General features: G+C 67.2%; 29 protein-coding genes. All 29 read left to right on the top strand.

Annotated features, from left to right (window positions below):
• The first annotated feature begins 102 nt into the window (after window positions 1–102).
• The 29 genes from rpsL (at window position 103) to map (ending at window position 19,606) form a co-directional block, all read left to right on the top strand.
• Window positions 103–471 carry a 30S ribosomal protein S12 gene (rpsL, locus tag ACGH48_RS17655; protein WP_017885540.1) on the top strand — a complete coding sequence of 123 codons (369 nt, stop codon included), beginning with the start codon at window positions 103–105 and terminating at the stop codon, window positions 469–471.
• A 5-nt stretch (window positions 472–476) separates the two neighbouring features.
• Window positions 477–947 (top strand): 30S ribosomal protein S7, encoded by a 471-nt coding sequence (gene rpsG / locus ACGH48_RS17650; RefSeq protein WP_055950927.1) that lies wholly within the window; start codon window positions 477–479, stop codon window positions 945–947.
• An 87-nt stretch (window positions 948–1,034) separates the two neighbouring features.
• Window positions 1,035–3,152 (top strand): elongation factor G, encoded by a 2,118-nt coding sequence (gene fusA, locus ACGH48_RS17645; protein WP_123311732.1) that lies wholly within the window; start codon window positions 1,035–1,037, stop codon window positions 3,150–3,152.
• Between the two features lie 148 nt (window positions 3,153–3,300).
• On the top strand, window positions 3,301–4,488 hold the full coding sequence (gene tuf / locus ACGH48_RS17640; RefSeq protein WP_123311734.1) for an elongation factor Tu: 1,188 nt from the start codon (window positions 3,301–3,303) through the stop codon (window positions 4,486–4,488).
• Between the two features lie 190 nt (window positions 4,489–4,678).
• The gene (locus tag ACGH48_RS17635) at window positions 4,679–5,656 is read left to right on the top strand and encodes a DNA topoisomerase IB (protein ID WP_396289547.1); all 978 of its coding nucleotides are present in this window, start codon (window positions 4,679–4,681) and stop codon (window positions 5,654–5,656) included.
• 79 nt (window positions 5,657–5,735) lie between these two features.
• Entirely contained in the window at window positions 5,736–6,563 is an 828-nt protein-coding gene (locus tag ACGH48_RS17630; protein WP_123311738.1) for a DarT ssDNA thymidine ADP-ribosyltransferase family protein, read from the top strand.
• 508 nt (window positions 6,564–7,071) lie between these two features.
• Window positions 7,072–7,380, top strand: coding sequence for a 30S ribosomal protein S10 (gene rpsJ / locus ACGH48_RS17625; RefSeq protein WP_017885534.1), 309 nt, complete (start codon window positions 7,072–7,074; stop codon window positions 7,378–7,380).
• A gap of 12 nt (window positions 7,381–7,392) precedes the next feature.
• A complete protein-coding gene (gene rplC, locus ACGH48_RS17620; RefSeq protein WP_017885533.1) occupies window positions 7,393–8,049 on the top strand; it encodes a 50S ribosomal protein L3 in 657 nt (218 codons plus the stop codon).
• A 2-nt stretch (window positions 8,050–8,051) separates the two neighbouring features.
• Window positions 8,052–8,711, top strand: coding sequence for a 50S ribosomal protein L4 (gene rplD, locus ACGH48_RS17615; RefSeq protein WP_123311740.1), 660 nt, complete (start codon window positions 8,052–8,054; stop codon window positions 8,709–8,711).
• Window positions 8,708–9,007: a 50S ribosomal protein L23 gene (gene rplW / locus ACGH48_RS17610; RefSeq protein WP_111083468.1), complete on the top strand. Its 300-nt coding sequence runs from the start codon at window positions 8,708–8,710 to the stop codon at window positions 9,005–9,007. The genes rplD and rplW overlap by 4 nt, the downstream gene beginning before the upstream one ends.
• A gap of 18 nt (window positions 9,008–9,025) precedes the next feature.
• On the top strand, window positions 9,026–9,865 hold the full coding sequence (gene rplB, locus ACGH48_RS17605) for a 50S ribosomal protein L2 (protein WP_111083467.1): 840 nt from the start codon (window positions 9,026–9,028) through the stop codon (window positions 9,863–9,865).
• Between the two features lie 11 nt (window positions 9,866–9,876).
• Window positions 9,877–10,158 (top strand): 30S ribosomal protein S19, encoded by a 282-nt coding sequence (gene rpsS, locus ACGH48_RS17600; protein ID WP_017885529.1) that lies wholly within the window; start codon window positions 9,877–9,879, stop codon window positions 10,156–10,158.
• Between the two features lie 25 nt (window positions 10,159–10,183).
• The gene (gene rplV, locus ACGH48_RS17595; protein WP_111083466.1) at window positions 10,184–10,576 is read left to right on the top strand and encodes a 50S ribosomal protein L22; all 393 of its coding nucleotides are present in this window, start codon (window positions 10,184–10,186) and stop codon (window positions 10,574–10,576) included.
• Complete coding sequence (gene rpsC, locus ACGH48_RS17590; RefSeq protein ID WP_017885527.1) at window positions 10,576–11,388, top strand: 30S ribosomal protein S3; 813 nt, start codon at window positions 10,576–10,578, stop codon at window positions 11,386–11,388. The genes rplV and rpsC overlap by 1 nt, the downstream gene beginning before the upstream one ends.
• A 2-nt stretch (window positions 11,389–11,390) precedes the next feature.
• Window positions 11,391–11,810 carry a 50S ribosomal protein L16 gene (rplP, locus tag ACGH48_RS17585; RefSeq protein WP_111083465.1) on the top strand — a complete coding sequence of 140 codons (420 nt, stop codon included), beginning with the start codon at window positions 11,391–11,393 and terminating at the stop codon, window positions 11,808–11,810.
• Window positions 11,810–12,130, top strand: a complete 321-nt coding sequence (gene rpmC, locus ACGH48_RS17580; RefSeq protein WP_111083464.1) for a 50S ribosomal protein L29 — start codon at window positions 11,810–11,812, stop codon at window positions 12,128–12,130. The genes rplP and rpmC overlap by 1 nt, the downstream gene beginning before the upstream one ends.
• Complete coding sequence (gene rpsQ / locus ACGH48_RS17575; protein ID WP_111083463.1) at window positions 12,130–12,414, top strand: 30S ribosomal protein S17; 285 nt, start codon at window positions 12,130–12,132, stop codon at window positions 12,412–12,414. The genes rpmC and rpsQ overlap by 1 nt, the downstream gene beginning before the upstream one ends.
• 31 nt (window positions 12,415–12,445) lie before the next feature.
• On the top strand, window positions 12,446–12,814 hold the full coding sequence (gene rplN / locus ACGH48_RS17570; RefSeq protein ID WP_111083462.1) for a 50S ribosomal protein L14: 369 nt from the start codon (window positions 12,446–12,448) through the stop codon (window positions 12,812–12,814).
• 3 nt (window positions 12,815–12,817) lie between these two features.
• Window positions 12,818–13,177, top strand: coding sequence for a 50S ribosomal protein L24 (rplX, locus tag ACGH48_RS17565; RefSeq protein WP_111083461.1), 360 nt, complete (start codon window positions 12,818–12,820; stop codon window positions 13,175–13,177).
• Complete coding sequence (gene rplE / locus ACGH48_RS17560; protein ID WP_111083460.1) at window positions 13,177–13,770, top strand: 50S ribosomal protein L5; 594 nt, start codon at window positions 13,177–13,179, stop codon at window positions 13,768–13,770. The genes rplX and rplE overlap by 1 nt, the downstream gene beginning before the upstream one ends.
• Window positions 13,771–13,923: 153 nt before the next feature.
• Window positions 13,924–14,322, top strand: coding sequence for a 30S ribosomal protein S8 (gene rpsH / locus ACGH48_RS17555; RefSeq protein WP_017885519.1), 399 nt, complete (start codon window positions 13,924–13,926; stop codon window positions 14,320–14,322).
• 6 nt (window positions 14,323–14,328) lie between these two features.
• Complete coding sequence (rplF, locus tag ACGH48_RS17550; protein WP_111083459.1) at window positions 14,329–14,865, top strand: 50S ribosomal protein L6; 537 nt, start codon at window positions 14,329–14,331, stop codon at window positions 14,863–14,865.
• Window positions 14,866–14,867: 2 nt separating this feature from the next.
• Complete coding sequence (rplR, locus tag ACGH48_RS17545) at window positions 14,868–15,242, top strand: 50S ribosomal protein L18 (protein WP_031259041.1); 375 nt, start codon at window positions 14,868–14,870, stop codon at window positions 15,240–15,242.
• Entirely contained in the window at window positions 15,239–16,063 is an 825-nt protein-coding gene (rpsE, locus tag ACGH48_RS17540; RefSeq protein ID WP_396289543.1) for a 30S ribosomal protein S5, read from the top strand. The genes rplR and rpsE overlap by 4 nt, the downstream gene beginning before the upstream one ends.
• Window positions 16,063–16,248: a 50S ribosomal protein L30 gene (gene rpmD / locus ACGH48_RS17535; RefSeq protein WP_173168934.1), complete on the top strand. Its 186-nt coding sequence runs from the start codon at window positions 16,063–16,065 to the stop codon at window positions 16,246–16,248. The genes rpsE and rpmD overlap by 1 nt, the downstream gene beginning before the upstream one ends.
• Complete coding sequence (gene rplO, locus ACGH48_RS17530) at window positions 16,245–16,709, top strand: 50S ribosomal protein L15 (RefSeq protein WP_027466723.1); 465 nt, start codon at window positions 16,245–16,247, stop codon at window positions 16,707–16,709. The genes rpmD and rplO overlap by 4 nt, the downstream gene beginning before the upstream one ends.
• Before the next feature lie 147 nt (window positions 16,710–16,856).
• Complete coding sequence (secY, locus tag ACGH48_RS17525; protein WP_111083457.1) at window positions 16,857–18,179, top strand: preprotein translocase subunit SecY; 1,323 nt, start codon at window positions 16,857–16,859, stop codon at window positions 18,177–18,179.
• The gene (locus ACGH48_RS17520; RefSeq protein WP_396289542.1) at window positions 18,176–18,766 is read left to right on the top strand and encodes an adenylate kinase; all 591 of its coding nucleotides are present in this window, start codon (window positions 18,176–18,178) and stop codon (window positions 18,764–18,766) included. Before secY ends, ACGH48_RS17520 begins: the two co-directional genes overlap by 4 nt.
• Before the next feature lie 6 nt (window positions 18,767–18,772).
• Window positions 18,773–19,606 (top strand): type I methionyl aminopeptidase, encoded by an 834-nt coding sequence (map, locus tag ACGH48_RS17515; protein WP_396289541.1) that lies wholly within the window; start codon window positions 18,773–18,775, stop codon window positions 19,604–19,606.
• The last annotated feature ends 115 nt before the right edge of the window (window positions 19,607–19,721 follow it).

Below are 19,721 nucleotides of genomic sequence, written 5' to 3'. Positions count from 1 at the left end.
TCCCCCGCAGGTTCCTCCGCCGTCAGGCGGTCATCAGCGTGGGACGAGGAAGCCGGCGGATCGCGCCGGCCAGAGAGCACGAGCGAAGAACCAGGAGAACAGTTGCCTACTATTCAGCAGCTGGTTCGCAAGGGTCGTACGCCGAAGGTCACCAAGACCAAGGCGCCCGCCCTGAAGGCGAACCCCCAGCAGCGTGGTGTGTGCACCCGCGTCTACACCACCACCCCGAAGAAGCCGAACTCCGCACTGCGCAAGGTCGCTCGTGTGAAGCTCTCGAACGGCACCGAGGTCACGGCGTACATCCCCGGTGAGGGCCACAACCTCCAGGAGCACTCGATGGTGCTCGTCCGTGGCGGTCGTGTGAAGGACCTCCCCGGTGTGCGGTACAAGATCATCCGTGGCGCCCTGGACACCCAGGCCGTGAAGAACCGTAAGCAGGCTCGTAGCCGCTACGGCGCGAAGAAGGGTTGAGTTAGATGCCTCGTAAGGGTCCCGCCCCCAAGCGTCCCGTCGTCGCCGACCCGGTCTACGGTGCGCCGATCGTCAGCCAGCTCGTCAACAAGATCCTGCTCGACGGCAAGAAGGGCCTCGCCGAGCGCATCGTCTACGGTGCACTCGAGGGCGTCACTGCCAAGAACCAGCAGGATGCTGTCGTCACGCTCAAGAAGGCGCTCGACAACGTCCGTCCGACCCTCGAGGTCCGCAGCCGCCGCGTCGGTGGCTCGACCTACCAGGTCCCGGTCGAGGTCAAGCCGCACCGCGCGAACACCCTCGCGCTCCGCTGGCTGACCTCGTACGCCAAGGCCCGTCGCGAGAAGACGATGACCGAGCGTCTCATGAACGAGATCCTCGACGCGTCGAACGGTCTCGGTGCCGCGGTCAAGCGCCGCGAGGACACGCACAAGATGGCCGAGTCGAACAAGGCCTTCGCCCACTACCGCTGGTAGTCCCGGCACCGTCCGGGCGCCGGTGGTCAAGAACCCCGGCGCCCGGACGGCCGCCAACCTCTCCTACAACTCTTCCGGAGGAACCCTGTGGCACAGGACGTGCTCACCGACCTGAACAAGGTCCGCAACATCGGCATCATGGCGCACATCGATGCCGGCAAGACCACGACGACCGAGCGCATCCTGTTCTACACGGGCATCACGCACAAGATCGGTGAGGTCCACGACGGCGCTGCCACGATGGACTGGATGGCGCAGGAGCAGGAGCGCGGCATCACGATCACGTCGGCCGCGACGACCTGCTTCTGGGACAACAACCAGATCAACATCATCGACACCCCCGGTCACGTGGACTTCACGGTCGAGGTGGAGCGTTCGCTCCGCGTCCTCGACGGTGCCGTCGCCGTCTTCGACGGCAAGGAGGGCGTCGAGCCCCAGTCCGAGACCGTGTGGCGTCAGGCGGACAAGTACAACGTCCCGCGCATCTGCTTCGTCAACAAGATGGACAAGCTCGGCGCGGACTTCTACTACACCGTCGACACGATCATCAACCGCCTCGGCGCGGAGCCCCTCGTGCTCCAGCTGCCGATCGGTTCCGAGAGCTCGTTCGAAGGCGTCGTCGACCTCGTCCAGATGCGTGCACTCACCTGGCGCGGCGACGCCAAGGGTGACGTCGCGATGGGTGCGAAGTACGAGATCGAGGAGATCCCGGCCGACCTGCAGGACCGCGCCGCCGAGTACCGCGAGAAGCTCATCGAGCGCGTGGCCGAGGCGGACGACGTCCTCATGGAGCGCTACCTCGAGGGCGACACCGACTTCTCGGTCGACGAGATCAAGGCCGCGATCCGCGCCCTCACCGTGAGCAGCACGCTCTACCCGGTGCTGTGCGGTTCCGCGTTCAAGAACCGCGGTGTCCAGCCGATGCTCGACGCCGTCATCGACTACCTCCCGTCCCCGCTCGACGTGCCGCCGATGATCGGCCACGACGTCAAGGACGAGGAGAAGGAGATCATCCGCAAGCCCGACGCGTCGGAGCCGTTCTCGGCCCTGGCGTTCAAGGTCGCGGTGCACCCCTTCTTCGGTCGCCTCACCTACGTCCGCGTGTACTCCGGCTCGATCGAGTCCGGTGCGCAGGTCATCAACTCGACCAAGGGCAAGAAGGAGCGCATCGGCAAGATCTTCCAGATGCACTCCAACAAGGAGAACCCGGTCGCCAACGTGACCGCTGGCCACATCTACGCGGTCATCGGCCTCAAGGACACCACCACCGGTGACACCCTGTGCGACCCGACCAACCAGGTCGTCCTCGAGTCGATGACGTTCCCGGAGCCGGTCATCGAGGTCGCGATCGAGCCGAACACGAAGGCCGACCAGGAGAAGCTCTCCACGGCCATCCAGAAGCTCGCCGAAGAGGACCCGACGTTCCGCGTCGAGCTCAACGCCGAGACCGGTCAGACGACGATCAAGGGCATGGGCGAGCTCCACCTCGACATCCTCGTCGACCGCATGAAGCGCGAGTTCCACGTCGAGGCGAGCGTCGGCAAGCCCCAGGTGGCCTACCGCGAGACCCTCACGAAGGTCGTCGAGCGCTACGACTACACCCACAAGAAGCAGACCGGTGGTTCCGGCCAGTTCGCGAAGGTGCAGATCGCGCTCGAGCCGATGGAGGTCACGAGCGAGAAGGTCTACGAGTTCGTCAACGCGACCTCCGGTGGCCGTGTCCCTCGCGAGTACATCCCGTCGGTCGACGCCGGTATCCAGGACGCCATGCAGGTCGGCATCCTCGCCGGTTACCCGACGGTCGGCGTGAAGGCCACCCTCAAGGACGGCGCGGCGCACGACGTCGACTCGTCCGAGATGGCGTTCAAGATCGCCGGTTCGATCGCCTACAAGGAAGCGGCCCGCAAGGCCGGTCCGGCGATCCTCGAGCCGATCATGGCCGTCGAGGTCCGTACTCCTGAGGAGTACATGGGCGACGTCATCGGTGACCTGAACTCCCGTCGTGGCCAGATCGCCTCGATGGAGGACGCCTCGGGCGTCAAGGTGGTCCGCGCGAGCGTGCCGCTGTCCGAGATGTTCGGCTACGTCGGCGACCTGCGGTCGAAGACCTCTGGTCGTGCGGTCTACTCGATGACCTTCGAGACCTACAGCCAGGTCCCGGCCAAGGTCGCCGAGGAGATCATCGCGAAGAACGCGGGGGAGTGACGCTCGAGCGTCTCTCCACAGGCGGGGGTGCCCGGCGACGGGCCCCCCGCCACCAAGTAAAGTAAAGACACACACCGCGCATCAACGGTCGCGAGCCCATCCAGGGCCGGCCGGGGATGACGCTTCCGAGTCCTGAGGAGGACCCACAGTGGCCAAGGCCAAGTTCGAGCGCACCAAGCCGCACGTCAACATCGGAACCATCGGTCACGTCGACCACGGCAAGACCACGCTCACGGCGGCGATCACCAAGGTTCTGCACGACCAGTACCCGGACCTCAACGAGGCCCGTGACTTCGCGCAGATCGACAACGCTCCCGAGGAGCGCCAGCGCGGCATCACGATCAACATCTCGCACGTCGAGTACCAGACCGAGAAGCGCCACTACGCGCACGTCGACGCCCCCGGTCACGCCGACTACGTGAAGAACATGATCACGGGTGCGGCGCAGATGGACGGCGCGATCCTCGTGGTCGCCGCCACCGACGGCCCGATGCCCCAGACGCGTGAGCACGTCCTGCTCGCCCGCCAGGTCGGCGTCCCGTACATCGTCGTCGCGCTGAACAAGTCCGACATGGTGGACGACGAGGAGATCCTGGAGCTCGTCGAGCTCGAGGTCCGCGAGCTCCTCGGCTCGCAGCAGTTCGACGAGGACGCTCCCGTCGTGCAGGTCTCGGCGCTCAAGGCGCTCGAGGGCGACGAGAAGTGGGTCAAGTCGGTCCAGGACCTCATGGCCCAGGTCGACGAGCACGTGCCGGACCCGGTGCGCGCCACCGACCAGCCGTTCCTGATGCCGATCGAGGACGTCTTCACGATCACCGGTCGTGGCACGGTCGTCACCGGTCGCGTCGAGCGTGGCACGCTCAACCTGAACGAGGAGGTCGAGATCGTCGGCATCCGCGCGACGCAGAAGACCACCGTCACGGGCATCGAGATGTTCCGCAAGCTGCTCGACCAGGCGGTCGCCGGTGACAACACCGGTCTGCTCATCCGTGGCCTCAAGCGCGAGGACGTGGAGCGCGGCCAGGTCGTCGTGAAGCCGGGTTCGGTCACGCCGCACACCGAGTTCCAGGCGAACGCGTACATCCTGACGAAGGAAGAGGGCGGGCGTCACAACCCGTTCTACGCGAACTACCGCCCGCAGTTCTACTTCCGCACCACGGACGTCACCGGCGTCATCACGCTGCCCGAGGGCACCGAGATGGTCATGCCCGGTGACACCGTCGCCATGACGGTCGAGCTGATCCAGCCGATCGCCATGGAAGAGGGCCTCCGCTTCGCCATCCGTGAGGGTGGTCGTACGGTCGGCGCCGGTACGGTCGAGAAGATCCTCAAGTAACTCCGGTTACCTGCCTCAGCGGGGTCGAGCCTTCGGGCTCGGCCCCGCTTTGTCGTCTCCCGTCCACGCGCCACTGACGGCCGCTCACGGCTCGCACGGGCGTCGGACGGGAGGCCCGGGGCGGGTCCGCTGCGACGGCGCCGGTCCGCCCCGTGCGGCGTCCCAGGCATCGTGGAGTTGGCTCGGACAGGTGACCCGCCTGCGCCGTTCCACGACCTCCGGTCGTGGCTACCACCGTGTCCGGAGCGGACGCGGCTTCTCGTACCGTGATCCCGACGGTGCGACCGTCACCGATGCCGCGGTCCGTCAACGGCTCGAGGACCTCGTCATCCCGCCGGCGTGGGACGACGTCTGGATCTCGCCGTACGAGAACGGGCACGTGCTCGCGACGGGGATCGACGGTGCCGGTCGACGGCAGTACATGTACCACCCGTCGTGGCGTGAGCGGATGGACCGGATCAAGTACGACCGTGCGCTCGCCCTCGCCGAGTCGCTGCCGGTCGCGCGGCGCGGGGTGACCCAGGACCTCCGCCGCCCGGAGCCCGATCGCCGCCGGGCGCTCGCTGCGGCGTTCCGGATGCTCGACCAGGGGTCCCTCCGGGTCGGTTCGGAGCGGTACGCCTCCGAGCACGGCAGTCGCGGACTCTCGACCCTGCTCTGTGCCCACGCGCACGTCTCCGGCGACGACATCGAGCTCGACTTCCCCGGCAAGAGCGGCCAGGAGTGGTCGTCGTCCATCCACGACGCGGACCTCGCCACGGTGATCGCCGGCATGAAGCGCCGCGGGCCGAACGCGCGACTGCTCTCGTTCCGCGAACGCCGTGGGGACGAATGGGAGCCGCTCTCCGCCGAGGACATCAACGCCTACGTGAAGGAACGTGCGGGCGACGAGTTCACGGCGAAGGACTTCCGCACCCTGCACGGCACGGTGGCCGCGGCCGTCGACCTGGCACAGACCGGTCCGCTGTCGTCGGAGGCGAAGCGGAAGCGCGCCGTCTCCCACGCCGTGAAGGCCGCGAGCGAGGAGCTCGGGAACACCCCGACGGTGTGCCGACAGAGCTACATCGACCCGCGGTTGCTCGACGCCTACGAGCACGGTGAGACCATCGATCCGGCTCGGATCCACGCCGCCGAGTCCGAGGTGCGGGCGCTGCTCTACCGACAATGACCCCGGGGGCGTCCGGATGACGTAGCGTTGGTCGACGTGCCGGACCACCCCACACGGCACGGAAGGACCCACAACAGTCGTGACTGACGAGTGCATCCACGGTTTCCCCACCGAACTCTGCGACATCTGCGCGCCCCGCCAGCGTGAGGAGTCGGCGATCCCTGCCGCTCCGACGCCACGGCGGACCCGCATCACCACCAACCTGCGCGTCGACCCGCCGGCCTCCGGCCCGGGGACGTCGCTCCGTTCGCCGACGTCACTGCGGTCGTCGTCGGCCGAGCTGCCGGAGGCCCGGGTCTTCGCGTCGCTGCGCGCGCACCACGTGACCCACATCGACAACCTCGACGGCATCGTCGGGTCCGGCGCGATCCTGGCGGCCGACCAGGCGGAGCCCGCCGTCGACGTCAGCAGCCCGGAGACCCGTGCCGCCCGCGCCGAGGCCGAAGCGCCCGACGGCAGCACCATCGCCAGCCACGTGCCCTTCACGCTGTCGCCGGACGCCGTCCGCTGGGACGAGCTCCGCACCGGCGCCGAGGGCGAGCGGTGGTCCGACGCCGCACGCCGCACGCGCGCCGTCGACTACGTCGTGCTCGTCGTCCCGGTGTCGGCGTTCGGTGCCTCGGTGGTCGTCGCCGACCAGGACGCCGACGCCGACGACGTGCGGTTCGCGGTCGGCCCGGACGCTGCGACCAACCTGATCCGTCGCACCGACTTCTCCGACCCGGAGATGCTCGGACTCGAGCTCCTCGCCGGGCCGAGCGTGCCGTTCTCGTCGGTCGCGGTGATCGGCGTACCGAACGACAAGGCACGGCAGACGGTCCGTGCGGTGCTCGCCGACCACGGCGGACACGCGCCGCGCGTGGCGGTCTTCCCGCCCTGGTTCGTGCCCCCGGTGACGGCCGAGTAACCGTCTCCACGAGCGCCCTCCGGACCATCTCCCGAGGGCGCTCCGCGTTGCGGCGGCGAGCCGTGCCTCCCGACCGTCCGATCCGCGTGGATCCGGGGAAGCGAGCCGGTGTCGACACGCCCGGCATCCCGCGACACGCCCGGGTTGCACGTGGGCTCGGGACATGCGAGACTTGTCCGGTTCCGAATTCCCCGCGGGTGCGAGTCCGCAGGATCACTGCTCTGGCAGTGCACAACCCCCCTGTTCAGCAGGGCTGGGTTGGGCCGCAGGCAGCAGAACACGACTCCCCGAGGTCATGACGGACGCGACACTGTTGCGCCCGGAGTGCGAGGAAGTCGATTGCCCACGCTGGACGGCCAAGGTCGCCCGCGCGGTTGACAGGTGAACAGCGGTCATCCCCAGCGGATGCGGCCGGTTGGTTCAGGAAAACAGCACGGTCTGCAGGAATGCAGAGCCGAGCGGCGTCAGGCGGCCAGAGGGTGCGCGGCGCAGAGAGGACAAGAGACACATGGCGGGACAGAAGATCCGCATCCGGCTCAAGTCGTATGACCACGAGGTCATCGACACGTCGGCCCGGAAGATCGTCGACACGGTGACCCGTGCCGGTGCGACCGTGGTCGGCCCGGTGCCGCTCCCCACCGAGAAGAACGTGATCGCAGTGATCCGTTCCCCTCACAAGTACAAGGACTCGCGCGAGCACTTCGAGAAGCGCACGCACAAGCGGGTCATCGACATCGTCGACCCGACGCCGAAGGCCGTTGACTCGCTCATGCGACTCGACCTGCCGGCAGACGTCAACATCGAGATCAAGCTGTAAGGGGGCTGACCAATGGCGAACTCAACCAAGACCGTCAAGGGCCTCCTCGGCAAGAAGCTCGGGATGACCCAGGTGTGGGACGAGAACAACAAGTTCATCCCCGTCACCGTGATCGAGGTCGGCCCGAACGTGGTCACCCAGATCCGCAACGCTGAGCGCGACGGCTACGAGGCGATCCAGATCGCCGCCGGCGCCATCGACCCGCGCAAGGTCAACAAGCCGGCCGCCGGTCACTTCGAGGCCGCTGGCGTGACCCCGCGTCGCACCCTCACCGAGATCCGTACCAACGACTCCGCTGAGTACACGCTCGGCCAGGAGCTCACCGTGGACAGCACGTTCACGGCGGGCCAGAAGGTCGACGTCGTCGGTACCTCCAAGGGCAAGGGCTTCGCCGGTGTCATGAAGCGCCACGGCTTCCACGGCGTCGGCGCCTCGCACGGTGCGCACCGCAACCACCGCAAGCCCGGCTCGATCGGTGCTTCCTCGACCCCGTCGCGTGTCTTCAAGGGCATGCGCATGGCTGGCCGTATGGGTGGCGACCGCGTGACCGTCCTCAACCTCACGGTGCACGCCGTCGACGCCGAGAAGGGTCTGCTGCTCGTCAAGGGCGCCGTCCCCGGTGCTCGTGGCCGCTCCGTCTTCGTCCGCACCGCCGTGAAGGGTAAGTGATCATGGCCACCACGACCGCAACCACGATCGACGTCCTCGACGCATCGGGTGCCAAGTCCGGCACCGTCGAGCTGCCCGCAGCTCTCTTCGACGTCGAGACCAACGTCCCGCTGATCCACCAGGTCGTCACCGCGCAGCTCGCAGCCGCGCGTCAGGGCACCCACAAGACCAAGAACCGCGGCGAAGTCCGCGGTGCCGGTCGCAAGCCGTTCAAGCAGAAGGGCACCGGCCGCGCCCGTCAGGGTTCCGTCCGTGCTCCCGAGCACACCGGTGGTGGCGTCGTCCACGGACCGACCCCCCGCGACTACTCGCAGCGCACCCCCAAGAAGATGATCGCCGCAGCGCTGCTCGGCTCGCTCTCGGACCGCGCCCGCGGTGGCCGCATCTCGGCTGTCGACGGCTTCGTCGAGGCCGACGTGCCCTCGACCAAGGTCGCCCGCACGCTCCTCGAGAAGGTCGCGCCGGTCAAGCACGTGCTGATCGTGCTCGAGTCGAACGACGAGCTGACGCTCAAGTCGATCCGCAACCTGCCGAACGTCCACGCGCTCTCGTACGGCCAGCTGAACGCCTACGACGTCCTCAAGTCGGACGCCGTCGTCTTCAGCAAGAGCGCCCTCGACGCCTTCATCGCGTCGAAGACCGCGAAGGAGATCACCGCATGAGCGGCTTCAACAAGGACCCGCGCGACGTCATCATCTCGCCGGTCGTCTCGGAGAAGAGCTACGCGCTCATCGACCAGGGCAAGTACACGTTCATCGTGGACCCCCGCTCGAACAAGACCGAGATCAAGCTCGCCATCGAGAAGATCTTCGAGGTCAAGGTCGCGAGCATCAACACGCTGAACCGCCCGGGCAAGACCCGCCGCACCAAGTTCGGTCTCGGCAAGCGCAAGGACACCAAGCGCGCCATCGTGACGCTCAAGTCCGGTTCGATCGACATCTTCACGGCTGTCGGCTGAGGACCAGAGGGATAAATCATGGCTATTCGTAACTACAAGCCGACGACCCCCGGTCGTCGCGGCTCGTCGGTCGCCGACTTCGCTGAGATCACCCGTTCGACTCCGGAGAAGTCCCTGCTTCGTCCGCTGCCGAAGACCGGTGGTCGCAACAGCTCCGGCCGCATCACCACGCGTCACATCGGTGGTGGCCACAAGCGCCAGTACCGCGTGATCGACTTCCGTCGCTCCGACAAGGACGGCGTGGACGCCAAGGTCGCTCACATCGAGTACGACCCCAACCGCACTGCGCGCATCGCGCTCCTGCACTACGTGGACGGCACGAAGCGGTACATCATCGCTCCGAACAAGCTCAAGCAGGGCGACGTCATCGAGCAGGGCCCCGGCGCCGACATCAAGCCCGGCAACAACCTGCCGCTGCGCAACATCCCCGTGGGTACCGTCGTGCACGCCATCGAGCTCCGCCCCGGTGGCGGCGCGAAGATGGCCCGCTCCGCCGGCGCCTCGGTGCGTCTCGTCGCCAAGGACGGCCCCTACGCGCAGCTCCGTCTGCCGTCGGGCGAGGTCCGCAACGTCGACGCACGCTGCCGCGCCACGATCGGCGAGGTCGGCAACGCCGAGCAGTCGAACATCAACTGGGGCAAGGCTGGCCGCATGCGCTGGAAGGGCGTCCGCCCGACCGTGCGTGGTGTCGCGATGAACCCGGTCGACCACCCGCACGGTGGTGGCGAGGGCAAGACCTCCGGTGGTCGTCACCCGGTCAGCCCCTGGGGCCAGGCCGAGGGTCGCACGCGCAAGCCGAACAAGCCGAGCGACAAGCTCATCGTCCGTCGCCGTAACGCCGGCAAGAAGCGCAAGTAGGAGTTCAGAAGATGCCACGCAGTCTGAAGAAGGGCCCCTTCGTCGACGAGCACCTGCTCCGCAAGGTCGTCACGCAGAACGAGGCCAACACCAAGAACGTGATCCGTACGTGGTCGCGTCGGTCGATGATCGTCCCGAACATGCTCGGGCACACCATCGCCGTGCACGACGGCCGCAAGCACATCCCGGTGTTCGTCACCGAGTCGATGGTCGGTCACAAGCTCGGCGAGTTCGCGCCGACCCGCACCTTCCGTGGTCACGTGAAGGACGACAAGAAGGGCCGTCGCCGCTAACGCGGGGACGCAGAGGAGGAACGAAATGGTGGAGTCGATCGCACGCGTGCGACACATCCGCGTCACGCCTCAGAAGGCCCGTCGCGTCATCGAGCTGATCCGCGGCAAGCAGGCCCACGAGGCGCTCGCCATCCTGAAGTTCGCCCCCCAGGGCGCTTCGGAGCCCGTGTACAAGCTGGTCGCCTCGGCGATCGCGAACGCCCGGGTGAAGGCTGACTCGACGAACAGCTTCCTCGACGAGCGCGACCTCTACGTGAGCCGCGTCTTCGTCGACGAGGGTACGACCCTGAAGCGGTTCCAGCCGCGCGCCCAGGGCCGGGCCTTCCGCATCAACAAGCGCACCAGCCACATCACGGTCGTCCTCGCGACGCCGGAAGAGGCCGAGGCTGCCGCGACGAGCAAGAAGGCGAGCAACTAATGGGCCAGAAGGTCAACCCGTACGGCTTCCGTCTCGGGATCACGACGGACCACGTCTCGCACTGGTTCACCGACAGCAAGAAGGCCGGTCAGCGTTACGCCGACTACGTGGCCGAGGACATCAAGGTGCGCGAGTACCTGAAGAAGACCCTCGACCGCGCCGGTGTCGCCCGCATCGAGCTCGAGCGCACCCGTGACCGTGTCCGCGTGGACATCCACACGGCGCGTCCGGGCATCGTCATCGGCCGCCGCGGCGCCGAGGCGGAGCGCGTTCGCGGTGAGCTCGAGAAGCTCACCAAGAAGCAGATCCAGCTGAACATCCTCGAGGTCAAGAACCCCGAGACCGAGGCCCAGCTCGTCGCGCAGGGCATCGCCGAGCAGCTCTCCGCTCGTGTCGCGTTCCGTCGCGCCATGCGCAAGGGCCTGCAGGGTGCACAGCGCGCCGGCGCCAAGGGTGTCCGCATCCAGGTGTCGGGTCGTCTCGGCGGCGCCGAGATGTCCCGTTCGGAGTTCTACCGCGAAGGCCGTGTGCCGCTGCACACCCTCCGCGCGAACATCGACTACGGCTTCTACGAGGCCCGGACCACGTTCGGCCGCATCGGCGTGAAGGTCTGGATCTACAAGGGCGACATCACGAACAAGGAGCTCGCTCGCGAGCAGGCGAACCAGCGTTCGTCGCGCCCCGAGCGTCGTGGCGGCCCGCGCGGTGAGCGCGGCGACCGTGGCGGCGACCGTCGTGGCGGCGACCGCGGTGACCGCCGCCCGCAGCAGGCCCCGCAGGACGCGCCGGCCGGCGCAGGAGTTGAGGCGTAACCATGCTTATTCCCCGTCGAGTCAAGCACCGCAAGCAGCACCACCCGAAGCGTTCGGGTCAGGCAACCGGTGGTACCAAGGTCAGCTTCGGCGACTACGGCATCCAGGCCCTCACCCCGGCGTACGTGACCAACCGTCAGATCGAGTCCGCTCGTATCGCCATGACGCGTCACATCAAGCGTGGCGGCAAGGTCTGGATCAACATCTACCCGGACCGTCCGCTCACGAAGAAGCCGGCTGAGACCCGCATGGGTTCCGGTAAGGGCTCGCCCGAGTGGTGGGTCGCCAACGTCAAGCCGGGTCGTGTGCTCTTCGAGCTCTCCGGCGTCACCGAGGACATCGCCCGTGAGGCGCTGACCCGTGCAATCCACAAGCTGCCCCTCAAGGCACGCATCATCAAGCGCGAGGAGGGCGACGCATAATGGCGATCGGTTCCAAGGAGCTCCGTCCGACGGAGCTCGACACGTTCGAGAACGAGCGTCTCGCTGACGAGCTGAAGAAGGCCAAGGAGGAACTCTTCAACCTCCGCTTCCAGTCGGCCACCGGCCAGCTGGAGAGCCACGGTCGTCTCCGTGCCGTCAAGCGCGACATCGCACGCATCTACACCGTCCTCCGCGAGCGCGAGCTCGGCATCCGTGCCACTCCCGCGCCCGTCGAGACCGCCACCAAGGCCAAGAAGACGACGAAGAAGGCTGACAAGCCGGCTGAGTCGACCGAGGCCGAGACCGCCGAGGAGAAGTAATGGCGAACGAAGAGAAGACCTCCGCCGCCCTCACTCGCGGCTACCGCAAGACGCGTCGCGGCTACGTGACCAGCGACAAGATGGACAAGACCATCGTGGTCGAGGTCGAGGACCGCGTGAAGCACGCGCTCTACGGCAAGATCATCCGTCGCACGTCCAAGGTGAAGGCCCACGACGAGCTCGGCACCGCTGGTGTCGGCGACCTCGTCGTGATCAGCGAGACCCGTCCCCTCAGCGCTTCCAAGCGCTGGCGCCTGGTCGAGATCCTCGAGAAGGCCAAGTAGGCCTCGGCCTGCTTCGGAATAGGAGACAGCAGTGATTCAGCAGGAATCCCGCCTGAAGATCGCCGACAACACGGGTGCCAAGGAGATCTTGACCATCCGCGTGCTCGGTGGTTCGGGTCGTCGCTACGCCGGTCTCGGTGACGTCATCGTCGCCACGGTGAAGGACGCCATCCCCGGCGGCAACGTGAAGAAGGGTGACGTCGTCAAGGCGGTCATCGTTCGCACCAAGAAGGAGACCCGTCGTCAGGACGGCTCCTACATCAAGTTCGACGAGAACGCGGCAGTGATCCTCAAGGCCGACGGCGACCCGCGCGGCACGCGCATCTTCGGTCCGGTCGGTCGCGAACTCCGTGACAAGAAGTTCATGAAGATCATCTCGCTCGCGCCGGAGGTGCTGTAAGCCATGGCGAACATCAAGAAGGGTGACCTCGTCCAGGTCATCACGGGCGCGACGCAGGAGCGTGGCGGCGACCGTGGCAAGCAGGGCAAGGTCATCGAGGTCCTCAAGGACAAGCAGCGCGTCGTCGTCGAGGGCGTGAACTTCGTCACGAAGCACGTCCGCGTCGGCCAGACGCAGCGCGGCTCGAAGACGGGTGGCATCGAGAAGCACGAAGCCTCGATCCACGTGTCGAACGTCGCCCTCGTCGACCCGAAGACGAAGAAGCCGACCCGCGTCGGCTTCCGTACCGAAGAGGTGGAGAAGGGCGGGGTCAAGAAGACCGTCCGTGTCCGCTACGCCAAGAAGTCAGGTGAGACGCTCTGATGACTGACACGACTGCAACGACTGAGGCCCCCAAGGCCCAGCCGCGCCTCAAGCAGAAGTACAAGGACGAGATCAAGGCCACGCTCACCGAGCAGTTCGGCTACGCGAACGTCAACCAGGTCCCCGGCCTGGTCAAGGTCGTCGTGAACACCGGTGTCGGCGAGGCCGCTCGCGACTCGAAGATCATCGAGGGGGCCATCAAGGACCTCACGGCGATCACGGGTCAGAAGCCCCAGGTCAACATCGCTCGCAAGTCCATCGCGCAGTTCAAGCTGCGCGAGGGTCAGGCGATCGGTGCGCACGTCACCCTCCGTGGTGACCGCGCCTGGGAGTTCCTCGACCGCCTGATCTCGCTCGCACTGCCCCGCATCCGCGACTTCCGCGGTCTCAGCGACAAGCAGTTCGACGGGAACGGCAACTACACGTTCGGTCTCTCGGAGCAGTCCGTGTTCCACGAGATCGACCAGGACCGCATCGACCGTGTCCGCGGCTTCGACATCACTGTCGTGACCACCGCGAAGACGGACGACGAGGGACGCGCGCTGCTCCGTCAGCTCGGCTTCCCGTTCCGCTCCAACGAGCAGACGGTCTAAACTACTTCGGGCGGTGCGGGCCGGAGGATTCACGTCCTCCGGCCCGCACGCACGAACACACCGATCCTGGGGAACCGCCCCGGGATCACTCGATCGCTCAGGTCGGCATTCGTGGAACGGGTGTCGAAACCAGGCGAGAAATGGACGAACATCATGACGATGACCGATCCGGTCGCAGACATGCTGACCAGATTGCGGAACGCGAACTCCGCGCACCACGACGCCGTCGCGCTCCCGAGCTCCAAGCTCAAGAAGAACATCGCCGACATCCTCAAGCGTGAGGGCTACATCAGCGAGTGGAAGGTGGAGGACGCCCGAGTCGGGCAGACCCTCACCATCGACCTGAAGTACGGCCCCGAGCGCGAGCGTTCGATCGCCGGCATCAAGCGCGTGTCGAAGCCGGGCCTCCGGGTCTACGCGAAGTCGACGGAGATCCCCCAGGTCCTCGGTGGCCTCGGCGTGGCGATCCTCTCGACCTCGTCCGGGCTGCTGACCGACCGCGAAGCCGAGCAGAAGGGCGTGGGTGGGGAAGTCCTCGCCTACGTGTGGTGATCGACAATGTCACGAATCGGACGTCTTCCCATCGACATCCCCGCCGGCGTGACCGTCTCCGTTGACGGTCAGAGCGTGGCGGTCAAGGGCCCGAAGGGCGAGCTCGCGCTCGTCATCGCGGAGCCCATCCAGGCCAAGGTCGAGGAGAACCAGGTTCTCGTCACCCGTCCGGACGACGAGCGCGAGTCGCGTTCGCTCCACGGCCTGACCCGTACCCTCATCGCCAACAACATCATCGGCGTGACCCAGGGCTACACCAAGGGCCTCGAGGTCGTCGGCACCGGTTACCGCGTGCAGGCGAAGGGCTCGAACCTCGAGTTCGCGCTCGGGTACTCCCACTCGATCACGGTCGAGCCGCCCGCGGGCATCAGCTTCGCGGTCGAGGGCAACAACAAGGTCACGGTCGCCGGCATCGACAAGCAGGCAGTCGGCGAAGTGGCGGCGAACATCCGGAAGCTCCGGAAGCCCGAGCCGTACAAGGGCAAGGGTGTCCGTTACGCCGGCGAGAACGTGCGCCGCAAGGCCGGAAAGTCAGGTAAGTGATCATGGGACTCCTCAAGACACGAGGCAAGAGCAAGGCGGCCGCCAAGGCGCGTCGTCACAACCGTCTCCGCAAGAAGATCACCGGCACCGAGGCTCGTCCCCGTCTCGCCGTCACCCGCTCGTCCCGTCACGTGTTCGTGCAGGTCATCGACGACGCGAAGGGTCACACCCTCGCAAGCGCCTCGACGATGGAGGCAGACCTCCGCTCGTTCGACGGCGACAAGACCGCCAAGGCCCGTCGCGTCGGTGAGCTCCTCGCCGAGCGCGCGAAGTCGGCTGGCGTCGAGGCCGTGGTCTTCGACCGCGGTGGCAGCAAGTACGCCGGTCGCGTCGCCGCGATCGCCGATGGTGCCCGTGAAGGAGGGCTGAACCTGTGAGCGACAACGCGAACACCAACGAAGACGCCAAGACCGAGGCCGTCGAGGCCACGGACGCCGTCGAGACCACCGAGGCGAGCACGGAGGCCACCGAGGCACCCGCCGAGGGCACCGACACCGCCGCGAAGGGCAAGGAGGCGGAGGCACCTGCCGTCGCCGAGCGTCCCGTCGAGACCGCTGCCGGTTCCGCGTCCAACAACCGCGACTCGGCCGACAACCGTGGCCGTCGTGGTGGCGGTCGTGACCGTCAGCAGGGCCGCGACCGCAACAACCGCGGTGGCGACAGCCAGTTCCTCGAGCGCGTGGTGACCATCAACCGCGTGTCGAAGGTCGTCAAGGGTGGTCGTCGCTTCAGCTTCACGGCGCTCGTCGTCGTGGGTGACGGCAACGGCCTCGTGGGCGTCGGCTACGGCAAGGCCAAGGAGGTCCCCACGGCGATCTCCAAGGGTGTCGAAGAGGCGAAGAAGAACTTCTTCCGCGTCCCCCGCGTCGGCAACACCATCCCGCACCCCGTGCAGGGTGAGGCCGCCGCTGGCGTCGTCCTCCTGCGTCCGGCTGGTCCGGGTACCGGTGTCATCGCCGGTGGTCCCGTCCGCGCCGTCCTCGAGTGCGCCGGCATCCACGACGTCCTGAGCAAGTCGCTCGGTTCGTCGAACACCATCAACATCGTGCACGCGACCGTCGAGGCTCTGAAGCAGCTCGAGGAGCCCCGCGCCGTCGCGAGCCGTCGTGGCCTCGACGTCGAGCGGGTCGTCCCGGCTCGTCTGCTCCAGGCCGAGGCCGCAGCACTGCGTGCCGCGACCGAGAAGGCAGGTGCGTGATGGCAACGCTGAAGATCACGCAGATCAAGTCCGTTATCAGCGAGAAGCAGTACCAGCGCGACACGCTCCGCAGCCTGGGTCTCAAGCGCATCGGCCGTACGGTCGAGCGTGAGGACAACGCCCAGAACCGCGGGTACATCGCGACGGTGGCGCACCTCGTGAAGGTCGAGGAGGTCGACGCATGAGCGACGAGAAGAACGAGCGCGTGCAGGTGCTGAAGCTGCACCACCTCCGCCCCGCCGAGGGCGCCAAGAAGGACCGCACCCGTGTGGGTCGCGGTGAGGGCTCGAAGGGCAAGACCGCTGGGCGTGGTACCAAGGGCACGAAGGCCCGTTACCAGGTCCGGGTCGGCTTCGAGGGTGGGCAGATGCCGCTGCACATGCGCACCCCGAAGCTCCGCGGGTTCAAGAACCCGTTCCGGGTCGAGTACCAGGTCGTGAACCTGGACAAGATCTCGGAGCTCTACCCCGATGGTGGCGACGTCACCGTTGCGGGCCTGGTCGCCAAGGGCGCCGTCCGCAAGAACGAGAAGGTCAAGGTTCTCGGTCAGGGTGACATCACCGTGAAGATCACGGTCACGGTCGACAAGGTCTCGGCGTCCGCCGCCGAGAAGATCGTGGCTGCTGGCGGCACCGTCTCCCAGTAACCCCCGTCGGCGGCCCGTGCGTTTGCGCACGGGCCGCCGTTACGGTTTCCTTGACAGTGGCCGGCATCCGCCGGCCAGGTCGGCCCTGCCGACCGACACCGGAACGGCCGCGATCGTCGGCCCCGGTCCCAGAAGTTCGGAGTCCTCGTGTTCAGAGCGGTCGCGCGCATCATGCGCACCCCTGATCTTCGCAAGAAGATCGGCTTCACCCTCGCGATCATCGCGCTGTTCCGCCTCGGGTCGTACATCCCGGCACCGTTCGTCGACTACGCGGCCGTGCAGAGCTGTCTCGCCAGCGCCTCGTCGTCGGGTGGTCTCTACGACCTGATCAACCTGTTCTCCGGCGGCGCGCTGCTGAAGCTCTCGGTCTTCGCGCTCGGCATCATGCCGTACATCACGTCGTCGATCATCGTGCAGCTCCTGCGCGTGGTCATCCCGCACTTCGACTCCCTCTACAAGGAGGGCCAGTCCGGTCAGGCGAAGCTGACGCAGTACACGCGCTACCTCACGATCGCGCTGGGCGTGCTGCAGTCCACCACCCTGATCACGGTCGCCCGCTCGGGTGCCCTCTTCGGCACGAACGCGTCGTCCTCCTGCTCGTCGATCATCTCGAACGACAGCTGGTACGCGATCATGCTCATGGTCGTCACGCTGACCGCCGGTACCGGCCTCATCATGTGGATGGGCGAGCTCGTCACCGAGCGCGGCATCGGCAACGGCATGTCGCTCCTCATCTTCACGTCGATCGCGGCGCAGTTCCCGTCCGCACTCTGGGCCATCGAGCAGTCGCAGTCGTTCGAGCTCTTCCTGTTCGTCATCCTGGTCGGACTGGTCATCATGATGGCCGTCGTGTTCGTCGAGCAGTCGCAGCGGCGGATCCCGGTCCAGTACGCCAAGCGCATGGTCGGTCGCCGGACCTACGGCGGCAACAACACGTACATCCCGATCAAGGTCAACATGGCCGGCGTCGTGCCCGTCATCTTCGCGTCGTCGCTGCTGTACCTGCCGGCCCTGGTCGCGCAGTTCAACAAGCCGTCCGACGGCTCCGAGCCCGCGGCGTGGGTCACCTGGATCGAGAACAACCTCGTCTCCGGCGACAACCTGTTCTACATGGTGCTGTACTTCCTGCTCATCGTCGGGTTCACGTACTTCTACGTGGCGATCACCTTCAACCCCGAAGAGGTCGCCGACAACATGAAGAAGTACGGCGGGTTCATCCCCGGCATCCGTGCCGGTCGTCCGACCGCCGAGTACCTCGACTACGTCCTCACCCGGGTGACGCTGCCCGGCTCGCTCTACCTCGGTTTCATCGCGCTCATCCCGCTGGCAGCACTGGCGCTGTTCGGCGCGAACCAGAACTTCCCGTTCGGTGGCGCGAGCATCCTGATCATCGTGGGTGTCGGTCTCGAGACCGTGAAGCAGATCGACTCGCAGCTGCAGCAGCGTCACTACGAAGGGCTTCTCCGTTGAGCGCACGTCTCATCATCGTCGGACCCCCCGGAGCGGGGAAGGGCACCCAGGCCGGACGGATCGCCGAGTCATTCGGGATCCCGGCGATCTCGACCGGTGACATCTTCCGCAAGAACGTGGCAGAGGGCACGCCGCTCGGTGTGCAGGCCAAGGCGATCATGGACGCCGGCGACTACGTGCCGGACTCCCTGACGAACGAACTCGTGAAGTCCCGCCTGAACGAGGCGGACGCGGCCGAAGGGTTCCTGCTCGACGGGTACCCCCGTACGGTCGGGCAGGTCGAGTACCTCGACGCGCTGCTCGCCGAGCAGGGCACCGGGATCGACGCGGTGGTGCAGCTCGTCGCCGACCAGGACGAGCTCGTGGGCCGGCTGCTCAAGCGCGCCGAGCAGCAGGGCCGCAGTGACGACAACGAGGAGACGATCCGTCGTCGTCAGCAGGTCTACGCCGAGCAGACGGCTCCGATCGTCGGTGCCTACGGCGATCGTGGCCTCGTGCTCGACGTCGACGGCCTCGGCCAGATCGACGAGGTCGGCGACCGCATCCAGGCCGCGCTGACGGCTCGCGGGCTCACCGCGGGCGTCTGACCCGGCGTGGTCCGCTTCCGCAAGCCCTCGATCTACAAGACGCCCGACGAGCTCCGCGCCATGGTGCGGCCTGGTCTGCTGACCGCTGAGGCGCTCGACGCCGTGCGTGCTGCGATCCGGCCCGGCATCACGACAGGTGCGCTCGACGAGATCGCCGAGCGGACCATCCGCGCCGGCGGCGGGATCCCGAACTTCCAGCTCGTGCCCGGCTACCGGCACACGTTGTGCGTCTCCGTCAACGACGAGATCGTGCACGGCATCCCCGGCGACCGCGTGCTCGCCCCCGGCGACATCGTCTCGGTGGACGCTGGCGCCGAGGTCGACGGCTGGAACGGCGACAGCGCGTTCACCACGGTCGTCCCCGGAGGGGACGCCAGCGTCACCGCCGCCCGGCAGACCCTCAGCGACACCACGGAGCGGTCGCTCTGGCACGGCATCGCAGCGCTCGCGCACGCGAAGAACCTGCACGAGGTCGGCTCTGCGGTGGAGGACGCCATCGACGAGACCGGTTCCTGGGGCATCGTCGAGGACTACACGGGGCACGGCATCGGTCGGTCCATGCACGAGGACCCTCCGGTCTTCAACTACCGCGTCCGCGGCGCCGGTCCGGCGGTGAAGCCCGGCCTGGTGGTCGCCATCGAGCCGATGGTCACGGCGGGGTCGATCGACAGCACGACGGACGACGACGACTGGACGGTCCGCACCGCGGACGGCCAGGACGCCGCGCACTGGGAGCACAGCGTCGCGGTGCACGCCGACGGCGTGTGGGTCCTCACGGCCGCCGACGGCGGCGCCGCGGGCCTGGCCCCGCTGGGTGTGACGCCCGTCCCGATCCCGTAGGTCGGGCCTCCCGTCCGCCCCGGTCGTGACGGCCTGGAGGCGCGGCTCGCTCCCGACCCGTCTGCCGCCGCGCGCAGGCGCGTGCGTCCAGTGCCTCAGGCGCGCCGCGCCGTCG

The organism is Curtobacterium pomorum (genome assembly GCF_044497295.1).
Classification (GTDB): Bacteria; Actinomycetota; Actinomycetes; order Actinomycetales; family Microbacteriaceae; genus Curtobacterium.
The sequence above is the reverse complement of the archived record's forward strand: the minus strand, read 5'-3'. Positions and strand labels throughout refer to the sequence as shown.

Excerpts from the sequence above, each read along its gene's own strand:
- rplW (WP_111083468.1), top strand. The coding sequence starts at position 8,708 with ATGAGCGGCTTCAACAAGGACCCGCGCGACGTCATCATCTCGCCGGTC.
- rplE (WP_111083460.1), top strand. The coding sequence starts at position 13,177 with ATGACTGACACGACTGCAACGACTGAGGCCCCCAAGGCCCAGCCGCGC.
- rpsC (WP_017885527.1), top strand. The coding sequence starts at position 10,576 with ATGGGCCAGAAGGTCAACCCGTACGGCTTCCGTCTCGGGATCACGACG.
- rplF (WP_111083459.1), top strand. The coding sequence starts at position 14,329 with ATGTCACGAATCGGACGTCTTCCCATCGACATCCCCGCCGGCGTGACC.
- rplD (WP_123311740.1), top strand. The coding sequence starts at position 8,052 with ATGGCCACCACGACCGCAACCACGATCGACGTCCTCGACGCATCGGGT.
- rpsS (WP_017885529.1), top strand. The coding sequence starts at position 9,877 with ATGCCACGCAGTCTGAAGAAGGGCCCCTTCGTCGACGAGCACCTGCTC.
- rpsJ (WP_017885534.1), top strand. The coding sequence starts at position 7,072 with ATGGCGGGACAGAAGATCCGCATCCGGCTCAAGTCGTATGACCACGAG.
- rplP (WP_111083465.1), top strand. The coding sequence starts at position 11,391 with ATGCTTATTCCCCGTCGAGTCAAGCACCGCAAGCAGCACCACCCGAAG.
- rpsH (WP_017885519.1), top strand. The coding sequence starts at position 13,924 with ATGACGATGACCGATCCGGTCGCAGACATGCTGACCAGATTGCGGAAC.
- rplC (WP_017885533.1), top strand. The coding sequence starts at position 7,393 with ATGGCGAACTCAACCAAGACCGTCAAGGGCCTCCTCGGCAAGAAGCTC.
- rplO (WP_027466723.1), top strand. The coding sequence starts at position 16,245 with ATGAGCGACGAGAAGAACGAGCGCGTGCAGGTGCTGAAGCTGCACCAC.
- rplR (WP_031259041.1), top strand. The coding sequence starts at position 14,868 with ATGGGACTCCTCAAGACACGAGGCAAGAGCAAGGCGGCCGCCAAGGCG.
- rpsG (WP_055950927.1), top strand. The coding sequence starts at position 477 with ATGCCTCGTAAGGGTCCCGCCCCCAAGCGTCCCGTCGTCGCCGACCCG.
- rplV (WP_111083466.1), top strand. The coding sequence starts at position 10,184 with ATGGTGGAGTCGATCGCACGCGTGCGACACATCCGCGTCACGCCTCAG.
- rpmC (WP_111083464.1), top strand. The coding sequence starts at position 11,810 with ATGGCGATCGGTTCCAAGGAGCTCCGTCCGACGGAGCTCGACACGTTC.
- rpsQ (WP_111083463.1), top strand. The coding sequence starts at position 12,130 with ATGGCGAACGAAGAGAAGACCTCCGCCGCCCTCACTCGCGGCTACCGC.
- rpmD (WP_173168934.1), top strand. The coding sequence starts at position 16,063 with ATGGCAACGCTGAAGATCACGCAGATCAAGTCCGTTATCAGCGAGAAG.
- rplX (WP_111083461.1), top strand. The coding sequence starts at position 12,818 with ATGGCGAACATCAAGAAGGGTGACCTCGTCCAGGTCATCACGGGCGCG.
- rplB (WP_111083467.1), top strand. The coding sequence starts at position 9,026 with ATGGCTATTCGTAACTACAAGCCGACGACCCCCGGTCGTCGCGGCTCG.